The 19,415-nt window shown below is 42.5% G+C and carries 22 protein-coding genes and 1 pseudogene; 10 read left to right on the forward strand and 13 right to left on the reverse strand.

What is annotated here, in order from left to right:
* Nucleotides 1-8: 8 nt before the first annotated feature.
* From gatA to nusB, 7 genes and pseudogenes are all read left to right on the forward strand, one after another.
* Nucleotides 9-1,475 carry an Asp-tRNA(Asn)/Glu-tRNA(Gln) amidotransferase subunit GatA gene (gatA, locus tag RWM06_RS02545; protein WP_313970032.1) on the forward strand — a complete coding sequence of 489 codons (1,467 nt, stop codon included), beginning with the start codon at nt 9-11 and terminating at the stop codon, nt 1,473-1,475.
* A complete protein-coding gene (gatB, locus tag RWM06_RS02550) occupies nt 1,475-2,920 on the forward strand; it encodes an Asp-tRNA(Asn)/Glu-tRNA(Gln) amidotransferase subunit GatB (protein WP_313970002.1) in 1,446 nt (481 codons plus the stop codon). The genes gatA and gatB overlap by 1 nt, the downstream gene beginning before the upstream one ends.
* A 43-nt stretch (nt 2,921-2,963) precedes the next feature.
* Nucleotides 2,964-3,359 (forward strand): hypothetical protein, encoded by a 396-nt coding sequence (locus tag RWM06_RS02555; RefSeq protein ID WP_049487037.1) that lies wholly within the window; start codon nt 2,964-2,966, stop codon nt 3,357-3,359.
* Nucleotides 3,360-3,467: 108 nt separating this feature from the next.
* Nucleotides 3,468-3,629, forward strand: a pseudogene (locus RWM06_RS02560) (glutamyl-tRNA amidotransferase); the annotation flags it as partial.
* A gap of 137 nt (nt 3,630-3,766) precedes the next feature.
* On the forward strand, nt 3,767-4,327 hold the full coding sequence (gene efp / locus RWM06_RS02565) for an elongation factor P (protein ID WP_000568643.1): 561 nt from the start codon (nt 3,767-3,769) through the stop codon (nt 4,325-4,327).
* A gap of 21 nt (nt 4,328-4,348) precedes the next feature.
* Entirely contained in the window at nt 4,349-4,738 is a 390-nt protein-coding gene (locus RWM06_RS02570) for an Asp23/Gls24 family envelope stress response protein (protein ID WP_000510577.1), read from the forward strand.
* On the forward strand, nt 4,731-5,156 hold the full coding sequence (gene nusB, locus RWM06_RS02575) for a transcription antitermination factor NusB (protein ID WP_049546925.1): 426 nt from the start codon (nt 4,731-4,733) through the stop codon (nt 5,154-5,156). Before RWM06_RS02570 ends, nusB begins: the two co-directional genes overlap by 8 nt.
* 240 nt (nt 5,157-5,396) lie before the next feature.
* Here nusB and RWM06_RS02580 read toward each other — a convergent pair whose 3' ends face one another.
* The 13 genes from RWM06_RS02580 to RWM06_RS02640 form a co-directional block, all read right to left on the reverse strand.
* Nucleotides 5,397-6,164 (reverse strand): acetyl-CoA carboxylase carboxyl transferase subunit alpha, encoded by a 768-nt coding sequence (locus RWM06_RS02580; RefSeq protein WP_313970003.1) that lies wholly within the window; start codon nt 6,162-6,164, stop codon nt 5,397-5,399.
* On the reverse strand, nt 6,161-7,027 hold the full coding sequence (gene accD / locus RWM06_RS02585; RefSeq protein ID WP_001173348.1) for an acetyl-CoA carboxylase, carboxyltransferase subunit beta: 867 nt from the start codon (nt 7,025-7,027) through the stop codon (nt 6,161-6,163). Before accD ends, RWM06_RS02580 begins: the two co-directional genes overlap by 4 nt.
* A 36-nt stretch (nt 7,028-7,063) precedes the next feature.
* Entirely contained in the window at nt 7,064-8,431 is a 1,368-nt protein-coding gene (gene accC / locus RWM06_RS02590; RefSeq protein ID WP_313970004.1) for an acetyl-CoA carboxylase biotin carboxylase subunit, read from the reverse strand.
* Nucleotides 8,432-8,442: 11 nt separating this feature from the next.
* Nucleotides 8,443-8,865, reverse strand: coding sequence for a 3-hydroxyacyl-ACP dehydratase FabZ (fabZ, locus tag RWM06_RS02595; protein ID WP_261072953.1), 423 nt, complete (start codon nt 8,863-8,865; stop codon nt 8,443-8,445).
* A complete protein-coding gene (accB, locus tag RWM06_RS02600; protein ID WP_313970005.1) occupies nt 8,862-9,347 on the reverse strand; it encodes an acetyl-CoA carboxylase biotin carboxyl carrier protein in 486 nt (161 codons plus the stop codon). Before accB ends, fabZ begins: the two co-directional genes overlap by 4 nt.
* A 2-nt stretch (nt 9,348-9,349) precedes the next feature.
* The gene (gene fabF / locus RWM06_RS02605; RefSeq protein ID WP_313970006.1) at nt 9,350-10,585 is read right to left on the reverse strand and encodes a beta-ketoacyl-ACP synthase II; all 1,236 of its coding nucleotides are present in this window, start codon (nt 10,583-10,585) and stop codon (nt 9,350-9,352) included.
* A 21-nt stretch (nt 10,586-10,606) separates the two neighbouring features.
* Nucleotides 10,607-11,338 (reverse strand): 3-oxoacyl-[acyl-carrier-protein] reductase, encoded by a 732-nt coding sequence (gene fabG / locus RWM06_RS02610; RefSeq protein ID WP_313970007.1) that lies wholly within the window; start codon nt 11,336-11,338, stop codon nt 10,607-10,609.
* Nucleotides 11,339-11,378: 40 nt separating this feature from the next.
* Nucleotides 11,379-12,302, reverse strand: a complete 924-nt coding sequence (fabD, locus tag RWM06_RS02615) for an ACP S-malonyltransferase (protein WP_313970008.1) — start codon at nt 12,300-12,302, stop codon at nt 11,379-11,381.
* Nucleotides 12,295-13,269: an enoyl-[acyl-carrier-protein] reductase FabK gene (fabK, locus tag RWM06_RS02620; RefSeq protein WP_313970009.1), complete on the reverse strand. Its 975-nt coding sequence runs from the start codon at nt 13,267-13,269 to the stop codon at nt 12,295-12,297. Before fabK ends, fabD begins: the two co-directional genes overlap by 8 nt.
* Before the next feature lie 116 nt (nt 13,270-13,385).
* A complete protein-coding gene (locus tag RWM06_RS02625; RefSeq protein WP_000257838.1) occupies nt 13,386-13,610 on the reverse strand; it encodes an acyl carrier protein in 225 nt (74 codons plus the stop codon).
* A gap of 58 nt (nt 13,611-13,668) precedes the next feature.
* The gene (locus RWM06_RS02630; protein WP_313970010.1) at nt 13,669-14,643 is read right to left on the reverse strand and encodes a beta-ketoacyl-ACP synthase III; all 975 of its coding nucleotides are present in this window, start codon (nt 14,641-14,643) and stop codon (nt 13,669-13,671) included.
* Nucleotides 14,643-15,077 (reverse strand): MarR family winged helix-turn-helix transcriptional regulator, encoded by a 435-nt coding sequence (locus RWM06_RS02635; RefSeq protein ID WP_000386351.1) that lies wholly within the window; start codon nt 15,075-15,077, stop codon nt 14,643-14,645. The genes RWM06_RS02630 and RWM06_RS02635 overlap by 1 nt, the downstream gene beginning before the upstream one ends.
* A 93-nt stretch (nt 15,078-15,170) precedes the next feature.
* A complete protein-coding gene (locus tag RWM06_RS02640) occupies nt 15,171-15,956 on the reverse strand; it encodes an enoyl-CoA hydratase (protein WP_124788334.1) in 786 nt (261 codons plus the stop codon).
* A gap of 211 nt (nt 15,957-16,167) precedes the next feature.
* On the opposite strand from RWM06_RS02640, the gene RWM06_RS02645 reads away from it, so the two are divergent.
* The 3 genes from RWM06_RS02645 to serS all read left to right on the forward strand — a co-directional run bounded on the left by RWM06_RS02645 (nt 16,168) and on the right by serS (nt 19,394).
* Nucleotides 16,168-17,532 (forward strand): aspartate kinase, encoded by a 1,365-nt coding sequence (locus RWM06_RS02645; protein WP_313970011.1) that lies wholly within the window; start codon nt 16,168-16,170, stop codon nt 17,530-17,532.
* Nucleotides 17,533-17,534: 2 nt separating this feature from the next.
* A complete protein-coding gene (locus tag RWM06_RS02650) occupies nt 17,535-17,906 on the forward strand; it encodes a DUF956 family protein (RefSeq protein ID WP_000079349.1) in 372 nt (123 codons plus the stop codon).
* A 213-nt stretch (nt 17,907-18,119) separates the two neighbouring features.
* The gene (serS, locus tag RWM06_RS02655) at nt 18,120-19,394 is read left to right on the forward strand and encodes a serine--tRNA ligase (RefSeq protein WP_313970012.1); all 1,275 of its coding nucleotides are present in this window, start codon (nt 18,120-18,122) and stop codon (nt 19,392-19,394) included.
* Nucleotides 19,395-19,415 lie beyond the last annotated feature (21 nt).

Genomic DNA, 19,415 nt, shown 5'->3' on the forward strand with positions numbered 1-19,415 from the left:
GATGCCTAATGACTTTCAACAATAAAACCATTGAAGACTTGCACAATCTCCTTGTCTCTAAGGAAATTTCAGCAACTGAATTAACCCAAGCTACGCTTGAAGATATCCAATCTCGCGAGACAGCTATCAACGCCTTTGTCACTATCGCTGAGGAGCAGGCTCTTGCTCAAGCTAAGGTCATTGATGAAACTGGAATTGATGCTGATAATGTCCTTTCAGGAATTCCACTTGCTGTCAAAGATAATATCTCTACAGACGGCATTCTCACAACTGCCGCCTCAAAAATGCTCTACAACTATGAGCCAATCTTTGATGCGACAGCCGTTTCCAATGCAAAATCTAAAGGCATGATTGTCGTTGGGAAAACCAACATGGACGAATTTGCCATGGGGGGATCAGGTGAGACTTCTCACTACGGTGCCACTAAAAACGCTTGGGACCACAGCAAGGTTCCTGGTGGCTCATCAAGTGGTTCTGCCGCAGCTGTAGCCTCAGGACAAGTCCGCTTGTCACTTGGTTCTGATACTGGTGGCTCTATCCGCCAACCTGCTGCCTTCAACGGGATTGTTGGTCTCAAACCAACCTACGGAACGGTTTCTCGTTTCGGTCTCATTGCCTTTGGTAGCTCTCTAGACCAAATCGGACCTTTTGCTCCTACTGTTAAGGAAAATGCCCTCTTGCTCAATGCTATTGCCAGCGAAGATGCTAAAGACTCTACTTCTGCTCCTGTCCGCATTTCCGACTTTACTTCAAAAATCGGGAAAGACATCAAGGGAATGAAAATCGCTTTGCCTAAGGAATACCTCGGTGAAGGAATTGACCCAGAGGTTAAGGAAACTATTCTGAATGCAGCCAAACACTTTGAAAAATTGGGCGCTATCGTTGAAGAAGTCAGCCTTCCTCACTCTAAATACGGTGTTGCCGTTTACTATATCATCGCTTCATCAGAAGCTTCATCAAACTTGCAACGTTTTGACGGTATCCGTTACGGCTACCGCGCAGAAGATGCAACCAACCTTGATGAAATCTATGTAAACAGCCGTAGCCAAGGTTTTGGTGAAGAAGTGAAACGTCGTATCATGCTAGGTACTTTCAGCCTTTCATCAGGTTATTACGATGCTTACTACAAGAAAGCTGGTCAGGTCCGTACCCTCATCATTCAAGATTTCGAAAAAGTCTTCGCGGATTACGACTTGATTTTGGGTCCAACTGCTCCAAGTGTTGCCTATGACTTGGATTCTCTCAACCACGACCCAGTTGCTATGTACTTAGCTGACCTTTTGACCATCCCAGTCAACTTGGCTGGTCTCCCAGGAATTTCGATTCCTGCTGGCTTCTCTCAAGGTCTACCTGTCGGTCTACAATTGATTGGTCCTAAGTACTCTGAGGAAACCATTTACCAAGCTGCTGCTGCTTTTGAAGCAACAACAGACTACCACAAACAACAACCCGTGATTTTTGGAGGTGATAACTAATGAACTTTGAAACAGTCATTGGACTTGAAGTCCACGTAGAGCTCAACACCAATTCAAAAATCTTCTCACCTACTTCTGCCCACTTCGGAAATGACCAAAACGCCAACACTAACGTCATTGACTGGTCTTTCCCAGGAGTACTTCCAGTTCTCAACAAAGGTGTTGTTGATGCTGGTATCAAGGCAGCTCTTGCCCTCAATATGGACATCCACAAAAAGATGCACTTTGACCGCAAGAACTACTTCTATCCTGATAATCCAAAGGCCTACCAAATTTCCCAGTTTGATGAACCAATTGGTTACAATGGATGGATTGAAGTCGAGCTAGAAGACGGTACAACTAAGAAAATCGGTATCGAACGCGCTCACTTGGAAGAAGATGCAGGTAAAAATACCCATGGTACAGATGGTTACTCTTATGTTGACCTCAACCGCCAAGGTGTGCCTTTGATTGAGATTGTATCTGAAGCCGACATGCGTTCGCCAGAAGAAGCCTATGCTTATCTGACAGCCCTCAAGGAAGTTATCCAGTATGCTGGCATTTCTGACGTTAAAATGGAAGAAGGTTCCATGCGTGTGGATGCCAACATCTCTCTTCGTCCTTATGGTCAAGAGAAATTCGGTACTAAGACTGAGTTGAAGAACTTGAATTCCTTCTCAAATGTCCGCAAGGGGCTTGAATATGAAGTCCAACGTCAAGCTGAAATCCTTCGCTCAGGTGGTCAAATCCGCCAAGAAACTCGTCGTTATGATGAGGCAAATAAGGCAACCATCCTCATGCGTGTCAAGGAAGGTGCTGCAGACTACCGCTACTTCCCAGAGCCAGACTTACCTCTCTTTGAAATTTCAGATGAGTGGATTGAGGAAATGCGTACTGAATTGCCAGAGTTTCCAAAAGAACGCCGTGCGCGTTATGTATCTGACCTTGGCTTGTCAGACTACGATGCTAGCCAGTTGACTGCAAATAAAGTCACTTCTGACTTCTTTGAAAAAGCTGTTGCCCTAGGTGGCGACGCCAAACAAGTCTCTAACTGGCTCCAAGGTGAAGTCGCTCAATTCTTGAATGCTGAAGGCAAGATACTTGAACAAATCGAACTAACACCAGAAAACTTGGTTGAAATGATTGCCATCATCGAAGACGGCACGATCTCTTCTAAGATTGCCAAGAAAGTCTTTGTCCATCTAGCTAAAAATGGTGGTGGCGCGCGTGAATACGTGGAAAAAGCAGGTATGGTTCAAATCTCAGATCCAGCTGTTTTGATTCCAATTATCCACCAAGTCTTTGCAGATAACGAAGCTGCTGTTGCCGACTTCAAGTCAGGCAAACGCAACGCAGATAAGGCCTTCACAGGCTTCCTTATGAAAGCAACCAAAGGCCAAGCCAACCCACAAGTTGCCCTTAAACTTCTTGCTCAAGAATTAGCGAAGTTGAAAGAAGATGAATAACAGACTTTTTATATACCTTTTTCTGTTTTAGAAAGACGAAAAAATGAACAAATTTTTACGATTGCTATTTGTTTTAGTCATCATCGCTATGCTAGGCGCTTCTATACTACAAATTTTCTTTCCATCATACATGGGAAGTCACTCCGGGTATGGAATCTCTGCTGGTTGGCAACGAGAAATTGGAATATGGAACCTAGCTGTATTGATTCTTATTCTCGGTGTCAATATTAAGTACGATTGGTTCTATCTACGAATCGTGCTTCTCGCTCTCATCTTCGGTGGGATTGGAATAGGAACAAATCACTTAGTCAATTTTATGGAGTATCATTCTCCTGTAAATGCTATCGGCGCTTTCGAAAATTACTTGCTAGCGACGGGGTGGATTGTAGGATGGCTCATTGAACATCATTCCATAAAGAAGATAACTGCTAGTAAATAACGACAAGTATATCTTAGATGATTTTTAAAGGTTATAATATAGTTTAATAATCATTCAAATTAAGAGATCTACCTTTTCAATAGCCTCAATCTCATATCCTTCTTGAAGAGCTCAGCTACGACCAAGAAAGTCTTTGTTCACCTAGCTAAAAATGACGGTGGTGCGCGTGAATACGTTGAAAAAGCAGGTATGGTTCAAATTTCAGATCCAGCTGTTTTGATTCCAATTATCCACCAAGTCTTTGCCCAGGAATTAGCGAAATTGAAAGAAGATTAATATGTAAAAGAAACCAGCCCTGAGGTTGGTTTTTTTCGCTCCTACCATCTCCCATTAACTATTTTGGCTTTATTTCCGGAAGATTTTATGGTAAAATGAAGAGTAATAATATTTATTAAAGAGGTAAAAACATGATTGAAGCAAGCAAATTGAAAGCTGGTATGACATTTGAAACTGCAGACGGAAAATTGATCCGCGTTTTGGAAGCTAGCCACCACAAACCAGGTAAAGGAAACACAATCATGCGTATGAAATTGCGTGATGTCCGTACTGGTTCTACATTTGACACAAGCTACCGTCCAGAAGAAAAATTCGAACAAGCTATTATCGAAACTGTTCCAGCTCAATACTTGTACAAAATGGATGAAACTGCCTACTTCATGAACACTGAAACTTACGACCAATACGAAATCCCAGTCGTAAATGTTGAAAATGAATTGCTTTACATCCTTGAAAACTCTGATGTAAAAATCCAATTCTACGGAACTGAAGTAATCGGTGTAACTGTACCAACTACTGTTGAATTGACAGTCGCTGAAACACAACCATCTATCAAAGGTGCTACTGTTACAGGTTCTGGTAAACCAGCAACTATGGAAACTGGACTTGTTGTCAATGTTCCAGACTTCATCGAAGCTGGACAAAAATTGATCATCAACACTGCAGAAGGAACTTACGTTTCTCGTGCCTAATCTCTAGAAAGAGGTCATTCTATGGGAATTGAAGAACAATTTGGCGAAATCGTTATCGCTCCACGTGTACTTGAAAAAATCATTGCCATCGCAACTGCTAAAGTTGAAGGTGTCCACTCATTTTCAAATAAATCCGTATCTGATACCCTATCAAAACTCTCTCTTGGTCGTGGTGTCTACTTAAAAGAAAGCAACGAAGAGCTAACTGCTGACATCTATCTCTACCTTGAGTACGGTGTGAAAGTACCAAAAGTGGCTCTTGCTATTCAAAAAGCAGTCAAAGATGCTGTTCGAGATATGGCTGATGTGGAACTTGCTGCTGTCAACATCCATGTTGCAGGAATCGTTCCAGATAAAACACCAAAACCTGAGTTGAAAGATCTATTTAACGAGGACTTCCTCAATGACTAGTCCATTATTAGAATCTAGACGCGAACTTCGAAAATGCGCTTTTCAAGCTCTTATGAGCCTTGAATTTGGCACAGATATGGAAACAGCTTGTCACTTTGCATATACACATGACCGTGAAGATGCAGATGTGCAAATCCCTGCCTTTCTTCTGAACTTGGTTTCTGGCGTTCAAGCTCAAAAAGACGAGTTGGATAAACAAATCAACCAGCACCTCAAGTCAGGCTGGACAGTTGAACGCTTGACCTTGATCGAAAAAAACTTACTACGCTTGGGTATCTTTGAAATCACATCATTTGATACACCTCAGCTGGTAGCAGTCAATGAAGCCATTGAACTTGCCAAGAATTTTTCAGATCAAAAATCAGCCCGCTTTATCAACGGACTGCTTAGTCAATTTGTAACTGAAGAAAATGAATAATCGAAAAGGTGTTTGGTATTTCCAAGCACTTTTTCTTCGTCCTTTATGCAGAGTAATACTCTTCAAATCACGTTAGCGTCGGCTTGTCGTATATCTGTGACTGACTTCGTCAGTCTTATCTACAATCTCAAAACAGTGTTTTGAGCAGCCTGCGGCTAGCTTCCTAGTTTGCTCTTTAATTTTTATTGAGCATAAGAACCACATAAAAACTAGAACTGACTGCCAGTTCTAGTTTTTGTATTAGTATTTTCTAAATCGTTGGTAACGCTCTTCCAGCAACTCTTCTAGCGGTTTTTGTGAAAGTCTAGCTAGATCAGCTTGAAGTTCTTTCTTGACACTCTTAATCAGTTCTTTACTAGAAAGTCCTGCTTCAGAAATCACCTTGTCCACCACGTCCATTTCTAACAGTTCATGTGAGGTGATTTTCATCAGTTCTGCCGCTTCCATGGCACGACTGCCGTCCTTCCATAGAATGGAAGCAAAGCCTTCTGGACTGAGAATGGCATAGATAGAATTTTCCAGCATCCAGACACGGTCCGCGACAGCTAGAGCCAGAGCCCCACCTGAACCACCTTCACCGATAATGATAGCAATAATAGGAACTTTCAGATCACTCATTTCCATGAGATTACGAGCAATGGCTTCCCCTTGACCGCGTTCTTCCGCTCCGACACCAGGATAGGCGCCTGCTGTATTGATAAAGGTCACCACTGGACGACCAAATTTTTCAGCCTGTTTCATCAAACGTAGGGCCTTACGGTAGCCTTCTGGATGTGGTTGACCAAAATTCCTCTTGAGGTTATCTTGTAAGCTCTTGCCTTTTTGGATACCAACTACTGTTACAGCTTGGTCTCCAAGCCAGCCAATACCACCAACAACTGCACCATCGTCACGAAAAGAACGGTCACCGTGTAATTGGATAAATTCATCAAAAATGCCTGTCGCAAAGTCCAAGGTTGTCAAGCGACTCTGCTCACGCGCTTCTCTGACTATTTTTGCAATATTCATCTAGGACCCCCTCCGTGCAATCTGACTAGGCTAGCAATCGTATCTGGCAAGTCTCTTCTTTTAACAATAGCATCCACAAAACCATGTTCCAATAGGAATTCTGCCTTTTGGAACCCCTCAGGCAAGCTTTCACGAACCGTATTTTCAATCACACGACGCCCAGCAAAACCGACCAAGCTCTGTGGTTCAGCCAGAATGATATCTCCTTCCATAGCGAAAGAAGCTGTTACACCACCTGTCGTTGGATCTGTCAAAATGGTCAGGTAAAAGAGACCAGCATTTGAATGGCGTTTAACTGCTGCAGAAATCTTGGCCATCTGCATGAGACTCATGATTCCTTCCTGCATACGGGCTCCACCAGAGGCTGTGAAGAGAACAACTGGTAACTGTTCAACAGTCGCATACTCAAACAAACGAGTGATTTTTTCCCCTACAACTGTACCCATAGAAGCCATGATAAAGTTGGAATCCATTATCCCAAGAGCCACAGTCTGACCTTTAATAAGAGCAGTTCCTGTCACAACAGCTTCATCCAGCCCTGTTTTTTCACGCATAGCTGCTAGTTTCTTTTGATAACCAGGGAAATGCAAGGGATCCTTACTTTCAATCCCTGTAAACAATTCCTTGAAGGTTCCCATATCAATTGTCAAAGCCAAGCGTTCTTGGGCAGAAATACGAAAGGTATAGCTACAATGTGGACAGATACGCTCACTTCCCAGATCCTTCTGATAGATGGTGTGCTTACAGCCTGGACACTTAGAAAATAATTCATCTGGAACCTCTGGCTTGGCTTGAGGTTTTTCCCTAACCGAACGATTGGGATTGATTCGAATATACTTATCTTTTTTACTAAATAGAGCCATTGATTCCCCTTTTCGGTTTAAACTCTTAAAGTCATTTTATTCTTTTTCTTGATATTTAGGTAAGAAGGTTTCCATCAAGAAGGAAGTATCATAATCTCCAGCAATGACATTGCGATCTGAAATGAGGTCAAGCTGGAAATCTGCATTGGTCTGCACCCCTTCAATCTCTAATTCATAGAGGGCACGTTGCATTTTCATCAAGGCATCAAAACGATTTTCACCATGAACAATGATTTTGGCAATCATACTATCATAATAAGGGGGAATGGTATAGCCTGGATAAACTGCTGAATCTACGCGCAAACCAACTCCACCACTTGGAAGATAGAGATTGGTAATCTTACCTGGACTTGGAGCAAAGTTAAAGGCTGGGTTTTCTGCATTGATACGACACTCGATGGCATGACCTCGTAGAACAATATCTTCTTGCTTAACAGACAGAGGTTGACCTGCCGCAATGCGAATCTGTTCCTTAACGATATCCACACCTGAAACAAATTCTGTTACTGGATGTTCTACTTGTACACGAGTATTCATCTCCATAAAATAGAATTTACCGCTGGCTTCATCAAGAAGAAACTCAATGGTCCCTGCATTCTCATAGCCAACAGACTCTGCCGCTCGAACAGCAGCAGCACCGATTTCATGGCGCAGCGTTTTTCCGATTGCAATCGAAGGACTTTCTTCCAAAACCTTTTGGTTATTCCGTTGAAGAGAACAATCCCGTTCACCCAAGTGAATCACATTCCCGTGTTCATCTCCTAGGATTTGAACCTCTATGTGACGAGCTGGATAGATAACCCGTTCTATGTACATGGCACCATTGCCATAATTGGCCTTGGCTTCACTTGAAGCAGTTTCAAAGGCGGAAACGAGGTCTTCTGGTTTTTCAACCTTACGAATCCCTTTACCACCTCCACCTGCTGAAGCCTTGAGCATAACAGGATAGCCAATTTTTTCAGCAACAATCAAAGCTTCTTCAGAGTTATGCACTTCTCCATCTGAACCTGGAATGACAGGCACGCCTGCTTTAATCATCTGAGCACGCGCATTGATCTTATCCCCCATCATATCCATGACATGACCAGATGGGCCGATAAACTTGATACCAACTTCTTCACACATGGTCGCAAATTTGGAATTTTCACTGAGAAATCCAAAACCTGGGTGAATGGCTTCAGCCTCAGTCAAGACTGCAGCTGATAGAACCGCATTAATATTGAGATAAGACTCTGTTGGCTTACCAGGGCCAATACAAACTGCTTCATCTGCCAAAAGCGTATGAAGTGCTTCCTTATCAGCAGTTGAATAAACCGCTACCGTCGCAATGCCCAATTCACGCGCCGCACGGATAATACGAACCGCAATTTCACCACGATTGGCAATTAAAATTTTTCGAAACATGGAGAACCTCCTTAGTTCCCTATTGCAAAGGTAAGAGTACCACTAGCTACAAGCTTGCCATCCACTTCAGCCTTTGCTTCAACCACGGCAATGGTACCGCGACGTTTTACAAACGTTGCCGTCATAACCAATTGATCACCTGGTACAACTTGCTTCTTGAATTTAACCTTGTCCATACCAGCGTAAAAGACCAGTTTTCCTTTATTTTCAGGTTTTGACAACTCCAAGACACCAGCTGTTTGCGCCAAGGCTTCCATGATCAGAACACCTGGCATGACAGGATATTGAGGAAAATGACCGTTGAAGAAGGGCTCGTTAATGGTCACATTTTTGATAGCAACAATGGTGTCCTCGCTCACTTCCAACACACGATCTACTAGGAGCATAGGATAACGGTGGGGAAGGGCTTCTTTGATTCCTTGAATATCGATCATTTGATACGTACCAATCCTTTACCAAACTCAACCATTTCTTCGTTAGAAACAAGAATTTCCGTTACCACACCATCCTTAGGAGCTGGGATTTCATTCATGACTTTCATGGCTTCGATAATGACCAATGTTTGACCTTTTTTAACACTATCACCAACTGTTACAAAGGCAGGTTTATCTGGACCAGCAGCCAAGTAAGCCACTCCAACAAGTGGGCTCTCTATAACATCTCCCTCAGCAGCCACACTTGTTTCAGCTGGAGCTGAAACTTCTTCTGCTACAGTCTCTGCTGGAGCAAGTGTAGGAGCTACTGGACTTGGTGGTGCTAGAACGGGTGCAGGAGCGACTTGAGGTGCAACTTCAGACACCAGTCTAGCTTCATTCTTGCTAAACTCCAACTCATCCGTCCCATTCTTATAAGAAAATTCTCTCAAACTTGACTGGTCAAATTGGGCCATCAAGTCTTTAATATCGTTTAAATTCATAGTTATTTATTCTCCCAACGTTTGAAAGCAAGAACTGCATTGTGGCCACCAAAACCGAAAGTATTTGAAATGGCGTATGGAATTTCTTGCTCCAAGCCTTGTCCATAAACGACATTGGCTTCGATATAATCTGATACTTCGCTTGTCCCAGCTGTCATTGGAACAAAGTTATGACGCATAGCCTCGATTGTTACGATAGCTTCTACTGCACCTGCGGCCCCCAGCAAATGTCCTGTGAAAGACTTGGTTGATGATACAGGTACTTCCTTTCCAAGAACAGCCACGATCGCACCACTTTCTCCTTTTTCATTGGCAGGAGTTGACGTTCCGTGAGCATTGACATAGGCTACTTGTTCTGGGGAAATCTCAGCTTCTTCCAAGGCTAATTTGATGGCCTTGATAGCTCCCTGACCTTCTGGATGAGGAGAAGTCATGTGGTAGGCATCACAGGTATGTCCATAACCAACCACTTCAGCAAGGATAGTTGCCCCACGTTTTTCAGCGTGTTCAAGGCTTTCAAGAACCAACATCCCTGAACCTTCTCCCATGACAAAACCGTTACGGTCCTTATCAAATGGGATAGAAGCACGAGCTGGGTTCTCTGTAGTAGAGAGAGCTGTCAGGGCTTGGAAACCAGCAATAGCAAAAGGTGTAATAGAGGCTTCTGAACCACCTACCAACATAACATCTTGGAAACCAAACTTAATTGAGCGAAAGGCATCCCCAATCGCGTCATTTGATGAAGCGCAGGCAGTATTGATGGATTTACAAACACCGTTTGCTCCAAAACGCATAGCGACATTTCCTGAAGCCATATTTGGCAAGGCTTTTGGAAGGGTCAATGGTTTCACACGTTTTGGTCCTTTGTCATGGAGGCGAAGCACTTGATCTTCAATTTCTTTGATTCCACCAATACCAGAGGCCACGATAACACCAAAACGATCTTTATCAAGAGCCTCCACATCCAAATTGGCATGATTAACAGCTTCTTGAGCCGCATACAAGGCATACAAAGAGTAGTTATCAAAACGATTGGTATCTTTCTTTACAAAGTATTTATCAAAAGGAAAATCTTGGATTTCTGCCGCATTATGCACATCAAAGTCACTATGATCAAATTTTGTAATTTGACCAATTCCGATTTTTCCAGTTGTCAAACTATTCCAAAATTCTTCTGGTGTATTTCCGATTGGAGATGTTACTCCATAACCTGTTACTACTACGCGATTTAGTTTCATCTTTTTTACCTCTAGCTTCTGCTACATACTTAAGCCACCATCAATGGCAACCACTTGACCAGTTAGATAATCTTGGCCTGCTAAAAATACTGTTAAATCTGCAACCTGCTCTGCCTGCCCAAATTCTTTCATAGGAATTTGCGCCAGCATGGCATCTTTTACCTTGTCTGATAGAACAGCTGTCATATCGGACTCAATCATTCCAGGTGCAATAGCATTAACCCTGATATTGCGATTGGCCACTTCACGAGCCACAGACTTGGTAAAACCAATCAAACCAGCCTTAGAAGCTGCATAGTTAGCTTGACCGATATTTCCCATCAAACCAACAACACTAGACATATTAATGATAGCACCTTCTCTGGCTTTCATCATCGGTTTCAAGACTGATTGTGTCATGTTAAAGGCACCAGTCAAGTTAACCTTGAGCACTTTTTCAAAATCCGCTTCTGTCATCTTGAGCATAAGGGTATCTTGGGTAATCCCTGCATTATTGACCAAAACATCTACTGAACCCAGCTCTGCAATAGCTTGATCAACCATACGTTTAGCGTCTGCAAAATCTGATACATCTCCTGAAATGGGAACCACCTTGACACCATAGTTTGAAAACTCAGCGAGCAAGTCCTCAGATATAGGCCCACGGCTGTTTAAGACAATATTGGCTCCTGCTTGAGCAAACTTATGGGCAATGGCAAGACCAATTCCACGACTCGAACCTGTAATAAAGATATTTTTATTTTTTAGTTGCATTCTTTTCTCCTGTTTCCTCTTGTATTTATGGGAGAAGGGATTACTCGTTTTCTAGCAAGGCTTCCAAACTCGCCTGATCTTCAACATTGGCTAGTTTAGCCGTCTTATCAATCTTTTTAACAAAGCCTGACAAAACTTTCCCCGGTCCAATCTCGATAAAGTTGGTTACGCCTGCTTCTTGCATAACTGCAATGCTTTCATAGAAACGAACTGGTTCCTTGACCTGACGCGTCAAGAGTTGAGCTATATCTTCTTTTTGCATGACAGCAGCTTCTGTATTACCAACTAGGGGACAAGTAAAATCTGAAAAACTTACTTGAGCAAGAGTTTCAGCCAGTTTCTGGCTAGCAGGCTCAAGGAGAGCGGTATGAAAGGGACCTGAAACCTTGAGAGGAATCAAGCGTTTAGCTCCTGCTTCCTGCAAGAGCTCAACAGCTCGATCAACTGCAACCACTTCTCCACCAATGACGATTTGTGCAGGTGTATTATAGTTGGCTGGGGTAACTACGCCAAGTTCAGAAGCTTTTTGACAGGCTTCCTCAATAACCTCTACTGGCGTATTGAGAACTGCGACCATCTTACCAGAGCCAGCAGGGGCCGCTTCTTCCATATAGGCGCCACGCTTAGCAACCAAGGCAACCGCATCTTCAAAATCCAAGGCACCGCTGGCCACCAAGGCAGAGTATTCTCCAAGAGACAAACCAGCAACCATATCAGGCTGATAGCCCTTTTCTTGCAATAAACGATAGATAGCAACTGAAGTTGCTAAAATGGCTGGTTGCGTATAGCGGGTCTGATTGAGTTTTTCTTCTTCCGTATCGATGAGATGACGCAAATCATAACCGAGTACCTGACTCGCTTGATCAATCGTTTCTTTGACAATCGGATACTGATCATAGAGTTCCCGTCCCATACCTAGATACTGGGCACCTTGACCAGCAAATAAAAAGGCTGTTTTAGTCATTTCTTACAACTCCTGCCCAACGAGAGGCTTCTTCTTGAATTTTCTTAACTGCTCCGTAATACAAATCTTTTAGGATTTCTTCAACGCTTTCTTCTTTGGAAACAAGTCCTGCGATCTGACCTGCCATAACAGAGCCACCATCCACATCTCCGTGAACAACCGCTTTGGCTAGAGCACCTGCTCCCATTTGTTCAAAAATTTCCAAATCTGGATTGTCTTGTTTAAAGGCATCTTTCTCAGCTTGTTCAAAATCACGAGTCAACTGATTTTTAATCGCACGAACAGCATGTCCAAAGTGTTGAGCTGAAATCGTAGTATCAATATCTCTAGCTTTTAAAATTTTCGCCTTGTAATTTGGATGGGCATTAGACTCTTTTGCAACGACAAAACGAGTTCCAACCTGAACCGCCTCTGCACCTAGCATAAAGCCTGCCGCAGCACCTTCACCATCCGCAATCCCTCCTGCAGCAATAACAGGAATAGATACAGCAGCAGCAACCTGGCGCACCAAGGTCATGGTTGTTAATTTCCCAATGTGTCCCCCAGCTTCCATTCCTTCTGCAATAACAGCATCCGCACCGATTTTTTCCATGCGTTTGGCTAGGGCAACACTTGGTACAACAGGAATAACTGTAATACCAGCTTCATGGAAACGTTCCATGTATTTACTTGGATTTCCTGCCCCTGTTGTCACTACCTTAACACCTTCCTCTATAACGAGGTCTACAATATCTTCCACAAAGGGAGACAAAAGCATGATGTTGACACCGAAGGGTTTATCAGTCAATGATTTGATTTTATCAATATTTGCCTTGACAACTTCTTTTGGGGCATTCCCCCCACCGATAATCCCTAGCCCTCCAGCCTTGGAAACAGCCCCTGCCAAATCACCATCAGCAACCCAAGCCATTCCTCCTTGAAAGATAGGATAATCAATGTTCAATAATTCTGTAATACGCGTTTTCATAGTGCCTCCATCGTTTCTTGCTTACGTAATAGTTCGATATCGTCATAATTTGACAATCAAACTATTGCCTAAACAAGAGGGAGCGGGTTTCCCTACTCCTTCTATCTATATTCTGTTTATTTTGTTTGCTCTTCAACGTAGGCAACCAAGTCACCAACTGTTTTCAAGTCATCTTCTGCTTCGATTTGGATATCAAAAGCATCTTCAATTTCTGAGATTACTTGGAACAAGTCCAATGAATCTGCGTCCAAATCATCAAAAGTTGATTCAAGTGTTACTTCTGATGCGTCTTTTCCAAGTTCTTCAACGATAATCTCTTGTACTTTTTCAAATACTGCCATAATAGGACTCCTTTAAAATAAATAGTTTTTTATAACAATGTGTTCACCACATGATTACCTAAATTGTAAGAATGAGCGTGCCCCAGGTCAAGCCTCCACCGAAGCCTGATAGCAGAACAGTCTGACTACCATCTAAACGAATGAGTCCTTGTTCTACACACTCTGAAAGTAAAATCGGGATACTTGCTGCACTGGTATTGCCATATTCCATCATATTGGCTGGAAGTTTGTCTCGGTCGACACCGATTTTTCTAGCCATCTTATCTAAAATACGGTCATTAGCTTGATGAAGTAGCAAATAATCCAAGTCTGTCGCCTCTACAGGAGATTCTTCAATGGTCTGTTTGATAGACTTAGCTACATCTCGAATAGCAAAATCAAAGACCGCACGCCCATCCATCTTCAAAAATAAATCTGCATTTTCTTGATCTGAAAATGGAGAATGTAGACCTGAATGCCCATAAGTTAGACACTCGCCTCGTGAACCATCGCTATTGAGACTCTCCGCTAGGAAATGTTGCTTATCGCTAGCTTCTAACAAGACGCCACCAGCACCATCTCCAAACAACACAGCTGTTGATCGGTCTGACCAATCGACTGCTTTAGAGAGGGTTTCACTACCAAGCACCAAGCCTTTTTGAAAGCGACCAGAAGCGATAAACTTTTCAGCAGTTGAAAGAGCAAATACAAATCCACTACAAGCAGCTGTTAAGTCAAAAGCAAAGGCCTTATTAGCACCAATATTAGCTTGGATACGAGCAGCTGTAGAGGGCATCATCGAATCAGGAGTGATGGTAGCTAGGATGATAAAATCCAACTCCTCCCCTGTGATTCCAGCTTTTGCCATCAGTTTCTTAGCAACCTCTGTAGCCAAATCACTAGTAGATTCTGTTCTTGAGATATGCCTTTGTCGTATTCCCGTCCGACTTGAAATCCACTCATCATTGGTATCCATAATCTGGGCCAAATCATGATTTGTAACCACTTGCTCTGGCACATAATGAGCAACCTGGCTTATTTTTGCAAAAGCCATTATCTCAAATCCTCCAAAAATTGATAAAGATTGGTCAAACCTTTGCTCATAACCTCAATTTCTTGCTTACTCATACCATCAATGATTTTTTCAACCATGGCCTTGTGGAAGCGTTTATGTAACCTATGAACCAAGCGACCTTTCTTTGTCAAATGCAGATGCACTACACGTCGATCATGTTCTGAACGAATGCGTTCAATGTAACCCTTGCGTTCGAGATTATTCAAACTAGTCGTAACTGTCCCAAGAGTCACCATCAACTCTTTTGACACTTGACTTGGTGTCACGTCTGGGAATTTCCCAATCACATCAATCGTATGCATTTCTTTGATAGAGATATCCTTGAAACGACTACCCCTCAAGCTAACTTCCTCAATGACGAGGACATTGTTAAATATAGATGTTAAATATTCATTAATTCGTTGGTAGTCCAATCTTTCTTTCCCTCCTTCTCAAAAAAACTTTTACAATCAAAACATTTGACAAAAGAATTATATCAAACTTCAAAGAATGGTGCAAGTATTTTTTTATTTTCCTGTAAATTTAGGTCTTCTTCTCTCCGAATGAGCCCGAACTCCCTCTTTGAAATCCTCTGTTTTGGCCAGTGATTCCTGTAGATGCAGTTCTAAAACAGCATAATCTTGCCAATCTTTAAATTGGCTCTCCCAAACCAACTTCTTGATGGCTGCATAGGAATTGCTTGAACCCCGTCTTAATTTTTTAAGAAGTTGTTCTCTGGTTTTTTCTAACTTATCAGCTTCAGAAATACGGTAAACTACACCCCACTCTAGAGCTTTTTCTGCTGTCAAAGCCTCTCCTGTCATGGCTAGTTGGGCAGCACGCGTCACACCAATACTGCGGCTCAAGAGATGAATTCCTCCTGCATCTGGAGCCAAACCAACTCCAACAAAGGCTTGGATAAATTTAGCCTTATCGGTCGCTAAACAGAAATCTGCAGCAACAGCCATATTGGCTGCGGCACCTGCAACAGCCCCATCAACCTCCATCAAAACAGGCTTTGCAATTTGCTTGATTTTATAAGAAATAGCATTGACTAGTTCTGCAATTTTCGTCAATGATGGAATATCATCCTCATCCACTGCCCGCTTCATCTCTACTAAATCTCCCCCAACTGAGAAGACTTTGCCATTCGCATTGATCAAGATAAAATGCACAGCTGAATCCTCTTCCGCCAGAGTCAAGGCTTCTAAAATTTCCTCACACATGGGAATATGGAAACCATTAGCGACATCAGGACGGTTTAAAGTAATAATTGCCAAATCCTCTTCAAGCTGATAAATAATATGTTCCATCTGGACTCCTTTTTATTTTTATAAGCAAGTTAAATCATTTTATTTTCAAAGTATATCTTTTTTACTCTAAAAAAGCAAGAATAAGAATGTAATAAGTGTCTCAGCCGATTTTAGATTCCTTATCTTTCCCTGTAAAATAGCTTATTTTCTTCATTGAAAAAAGGCTCTCTTTCTGCTATAATCGTATAAAATACTTACTTTAGGAGTTCTTATGAAAGTTGTTAAATTTGGAGGTAGCTCTCTTGCCTCTGCTAGTCAATTAGAAAAAGTTTTGAACATCGTCAAAAGCGATAAAGAGCGTCGTTTTGTAGTTGTTTCTGCGCCTGGTAAACGCAATGCTGAAGATACTAAGGTTACGGATGCCTTGATTAAATACTACCGCGACTATGTTGCTGGTAACGATATTAGCAAGAGTCAAAACTGGATTATCGACCGCTATGCTGCCATGGTTAGTGAACTAGGGCTAAAACCAGCTATTCTAGAAAAAATTTCTAAAAGCATTCGTGCCTTGGCCACTCTTCCTATCGAAGAAAATGAATTTCTCTACGATACTTTCCTAGCAGCGGGTGAAAATAACAATGCTAAATTGATTGCTGCCTATTTTAACCAAAATGGGATCGATGCACGCTATGTTCACCCTAGAGAAGCTGGGATTGTGGTCACAAGTGAGCCTGGTCACGCTCGCATTATTCCATCAAGTTATGACAAGATTGAAGAATTGACAAATACAAATGAAGTTCTTGTCATTCCTGGTTTCTTTGGGGTTACCAAGGAAAATCAAATCTGTACTTTCTCACGTGGAGGTTCTGATATTACAGGTTCTATCATTGCCGCCGGTGTTAAGGCTGACCTCTATGAAAACTTTACGGATGTTGATGGTATCTTTGCAGCTCACCCAGGAATTATCCACCAACCACACTCGATTCCTGAGTTAACCTACCGTGAAATGCGTGAGTTGGCCTATGCAGGATTCTCAGTTCTTCATGACGAAGCTCTTCTTCCTGCCTACCGTGGAAAAATTCCTCTGGTTATCAAGAATACCAACAACCCTGATCACCCAGGTACTCGTATCGTTCTAAAACACAGTAGTGATGAATTTCCAGTTGTAGGAATTGCCGGTGATTCTGACTTTGTCAGCATCAACATGTCTAAATACCTCATGAACCGCGAGATTGGATTTGGTCGCAAGGTTCTGCAAATCCTTGAAGACCTCAACATCGGTTGGGAACATATGCCAACTGGTATCGACGATCTTTCCATCATTCTCCGTTCTCGTGAACTAACTCCTATCAAGGAAGAAGAAATCCTGCGTCAGTTGGTTCAAAAAGCTGAAGTAGACCATGCAGAAATCGAACACGACCTTTCTATCATTATGATTGTTGGAGAAAAAATGAAGAGTCATATCGGAGTAACTGCTACTGCGACACGTGCTCTATCTGAAAACAAGATCAATATCCAGATGATGTCTCAAGGTTCTAGTGAAGTTTCTATCATGTTTGTTGTCAATAAAGACCAAGAAAAAGCAGCAATTAAAGCGCTCTACAATGCCTTTTTCGGTGAAAGTAAGGAAGTCTAATCATGGCCCAATCGCTTAACAAAACAGTGCTTCTCAATACGACAGGAACTTCCTACCTCTCTATAGCTGGGAAAGTTGGGAAATTTCTGGTCGGAGATCAGGCTCTGGAATTTTATCCAGATGTCAATGTCGAACAATTTATCCAGATTCCTTGGAGCCATATCAACCAGATTGGAGCCAATGTCACTGGTCGCAAAATCAGTCGCCACTTCGAAGTCTTTACAGACAGAGGAAAATTCCTCTTTGCTTCAAAAGACTCAGGTGCCATTCTCAAAATTGCACGCGAAAAACTAGGCAATGACAAGGTCGTCAAACTTCCTACCCTGATTCAGACCATTGGTCAAAAATTTAAAAATCTATTTGCAAAAAAGTAAAAACTTTAGTATAATCATAGCAACGGATAAGTAGGTTATCTTCTTCTTTCAGAAAGTCTGCGGATGCTGCGAGCAGATAGGAGGGATAGGTGAAATTCTACCGTTGCTAACAATTACATACACAATCAAGTGCACACCTGTGAAGTTGGATGGAACCGTGGCCCTGCCACTCCAACGCTTTGTCAGGTGTGCTTTTTTCATAAAGGAGTTCTTATGTTAGATATCAAACGCATTCGTACAGACTTTGATGCTGTCGCAGAAAAATTGGCTACACGTGGTGTAAATGCTGCTATCTTGAATGAGATGAAAGAAATCGATGCTAAACGTCGTGACATCTTGGTCAAGGTTGAAACTCTCAAGGCAGAACGTAACACAGTTTCTGCTGAGATTGCCCAAGCTAAGCGCAACAAGGAAAATGCAGATGACAAGATTGCTGCCATGCAAAATCTATCTGCTGAGGTTAAAGCCTTGGATGCTGAATTGGCAGAAATCGATGCTAAATTGACAGAATTTACCACTACTCTTCCAAACATCCCAGCTGACAGCGTTCCTGTTGGGGTTGACGAAGACGACAATGTGGAAGTTCGCCGTTGGGGTACTCCACGCGAGTTTGACTTCGAGCCAAAAGCCCACTGGGATCTTGGTGAAGACCTTGGTATTCTTGACTGGGAACGCGGTGGTAAAGTAACAGGCGCTCGCTTTCTCTTCTATAAAGGGCTCGGTGCTCGTTTGGAACGTGCTCTCTACAACTTTATGTTAGATGAACATGGCAAGGAAGGTTATACTGAAGTCATCACACCTTACATGGTTAACCACGATTCTATGTTTGGTACTGGTCAATATCCAAAATTCAAGGAAGATACTTTTGAACTCAGCGACAGCAATTATGTCCTCATTCCTACAGCTGAAGTTCCTCTAACAAACTACTACCGTGATGAAATCCTTGATGGTAAAGACCTGCCGATTTACTTCACTGCTATGAGCCCATCATTCCGTTCTGAGGCTGGTTCAGCTGGTCGTGATACACGTGGCTTGATTCGTTTGCACCAATTCCACAAGGTTGAAATGGTTAAATTTGCCAAACCAGAAGAATCTTACGAAGAATTGGAAAAAATGACAGCCAACGCTGAAAACATTCTTCAAAAACTGAACCTTCCATACCGTGTCGTTGCGCTCTCTACTGGAGATATGGGCTTCTCAGCTGCCAAGACTTACGACTTGGAAGTTTGGATTCCAGCGCAAAACAATTACCGTGAAATCTCAAGCTGTTCAAACACAGAAGATTTCCAAGCCCGTCGTGCCCAAATCCGTTACCGTGATGAAGCTGATGGCAAGGTTAAATTGCTCCATACCTTGAACGGTTCTGGACTTGCAGTTGGACGTACAGTGGCTGCTATTCTTGAAAACTATCAAAACGCAGATGGTTCTGTGACCATCCCTGAAGTTCTTCGTCCATACATGGGTGGAGCTGAAGTCATCAAACCATAAAAAATAAGGTTTAGCTATTTC

Origin of the sequence: uncultured Streptococcus sp. (assembly GCF_963516575.1) — a bacterium.
In the GTDB taxonomy this organism is placed as follows: domain Bacteria; phylum Bacillota; class Bacilli; order Lactobacillales; family Streptococcaceae; genus Streptococcus.

Bases quoted from the DNA above. Each gene is read 5' to 3' on its own strand.
- fabD (WP_313970008.1), bottom strand. From the start codon at position 12,302: ATGACTAAAACAGCCTTTTTATTTGCTGGTCAAGGTGCCCAGTATCTA.
- RWM06_RS02645 (WP_313970011.1), top strand. From the start codon at position 16,168: ATGAAAGTTGTTAAATTTGGAGGTAGCTCTCTTGCCTCTGCTAGTCAA.
- RWM06_RS02580 (WP_313970003.1), bottom strand. From the start codon at position 6,164: ATGAATATTGCAAAAATAGTCAGAGAAGCGCGTGAGCAGAGTCGCTTG.
- accB (WP_313970005.1), bottom strand. From the start codon at position 9,347: ATGAATTTAAACGATATTAAAGACTTGATGGCCCAATTTGACCAGTCA.
- fabG (WP_313970007.1), bottom strand. From the start codon at position 11,338: ATGCAACTAAAAAATAAAAATATCTTTATTACAGGTTCGAGTCGTGGA.
- RWM06_RS02555 (WP_049487037.1), top strand. From the start codon at position 2,964: ATGAACAAATTTTTACGATTGCTATTTGTTTTAGTCATCATCGCTATG.
- RWM06_RS02630 (WP_313970010.1), bottom strand. From the start codon at position 14,643: ATGGCTTTTGCAAAAATAAGCCAGGTTGCTCATTATGTGCCAGAGCAA.
- RWM06_RS02625 (WP_000257838.1), bottom strand. From the start codon at position 13,610: ATGGCAGTATTTGAAAAAGTACAAGAGATTATCGTTGAAGAACTTGGA.
- accD (WP_001173348.1), bottom strand. From the start codon at position 7,027: ATGGCTCTATTTAGTAAAAAAGATAAGTATATTCGAATCAATCCCAAT.
- fabK (WP_313970009.1), bottom strand. From the start codon at position 13,269: ATGAAAACGCGTATTACAGAATTATTGAACATTGATTATCCTATCTTT.
- efp (WP_000568643.1), top strand. From the start codon at position 3,767: ATGATTGAAGCAAGCAAATTGAAAGCTGGTATGACATTTGAAACTGCA.
- fabZ (WP_261072953.1), bottom strand. From the start codon at position 8,865: ATGATCGATATTCAAGGAATCAAAGAAGCCCTTCCCCACCGTTATCCT.
- accC (WP_313970004.1), bottom strand. From the start codon at position 8,431: ATGTTTCGAAAAATTTTAATTGCCAATCGTGGTGAAATTGCGGTTCGT.
- RWM06_RS02650 (WP_000079349.1), top strand. From the start codon at position 17,535: ATGGCCCAATCGCTTAACAAAACAGTGCTTCTCAATACGACAGGAACT.
- gatB (WP_313970002.1), top strand. From the start codon at position 1,475: ATGAACTTTGAAACAGTCATTGGACTTGAAGTCCACGTAGAGCTCAAC.
- gatA (WP_313970032.1), top strand. From the start codon at position 9: ATGACTTTCAACAATAAAACCATTGAAGACTTGCACAATCTCCTTGTC.
- nusB (WP_049546925.1), top strand. From the start codon at position 4,731: ATGACTAGTCCATTATTAGAATCTAGACGCGAACTTCGAAAATGCGCT.
- RWM06_RS02640 (WP_124788334.1), bottom strand. From the start codon at position 15,956: ATGGAACATATTATTTATCAGCTTGAAGAGGATTTGGCAATTATTACT.
- serS (WP_313970012.1), top strand. From the start codon at position 18,120: ATGTTAGATATCAAACGCATTCGTACAGACTTTGATGCTGTCGCAGAA.
- fabF (WP_313970006.1), bottom strand. From the start codon at position 10,585: ATGAAACTAAATCGCGTAGTAGTAACAGGTTATGGAGTAACATCTCCA.
- RWM06_RS02570 (WP_000510577.1), top strand. From the start codon at position 4,349: ATGGGAATTGAAGAACAATTTGGCGAAATCGTTATCGCTCCACGTGTA.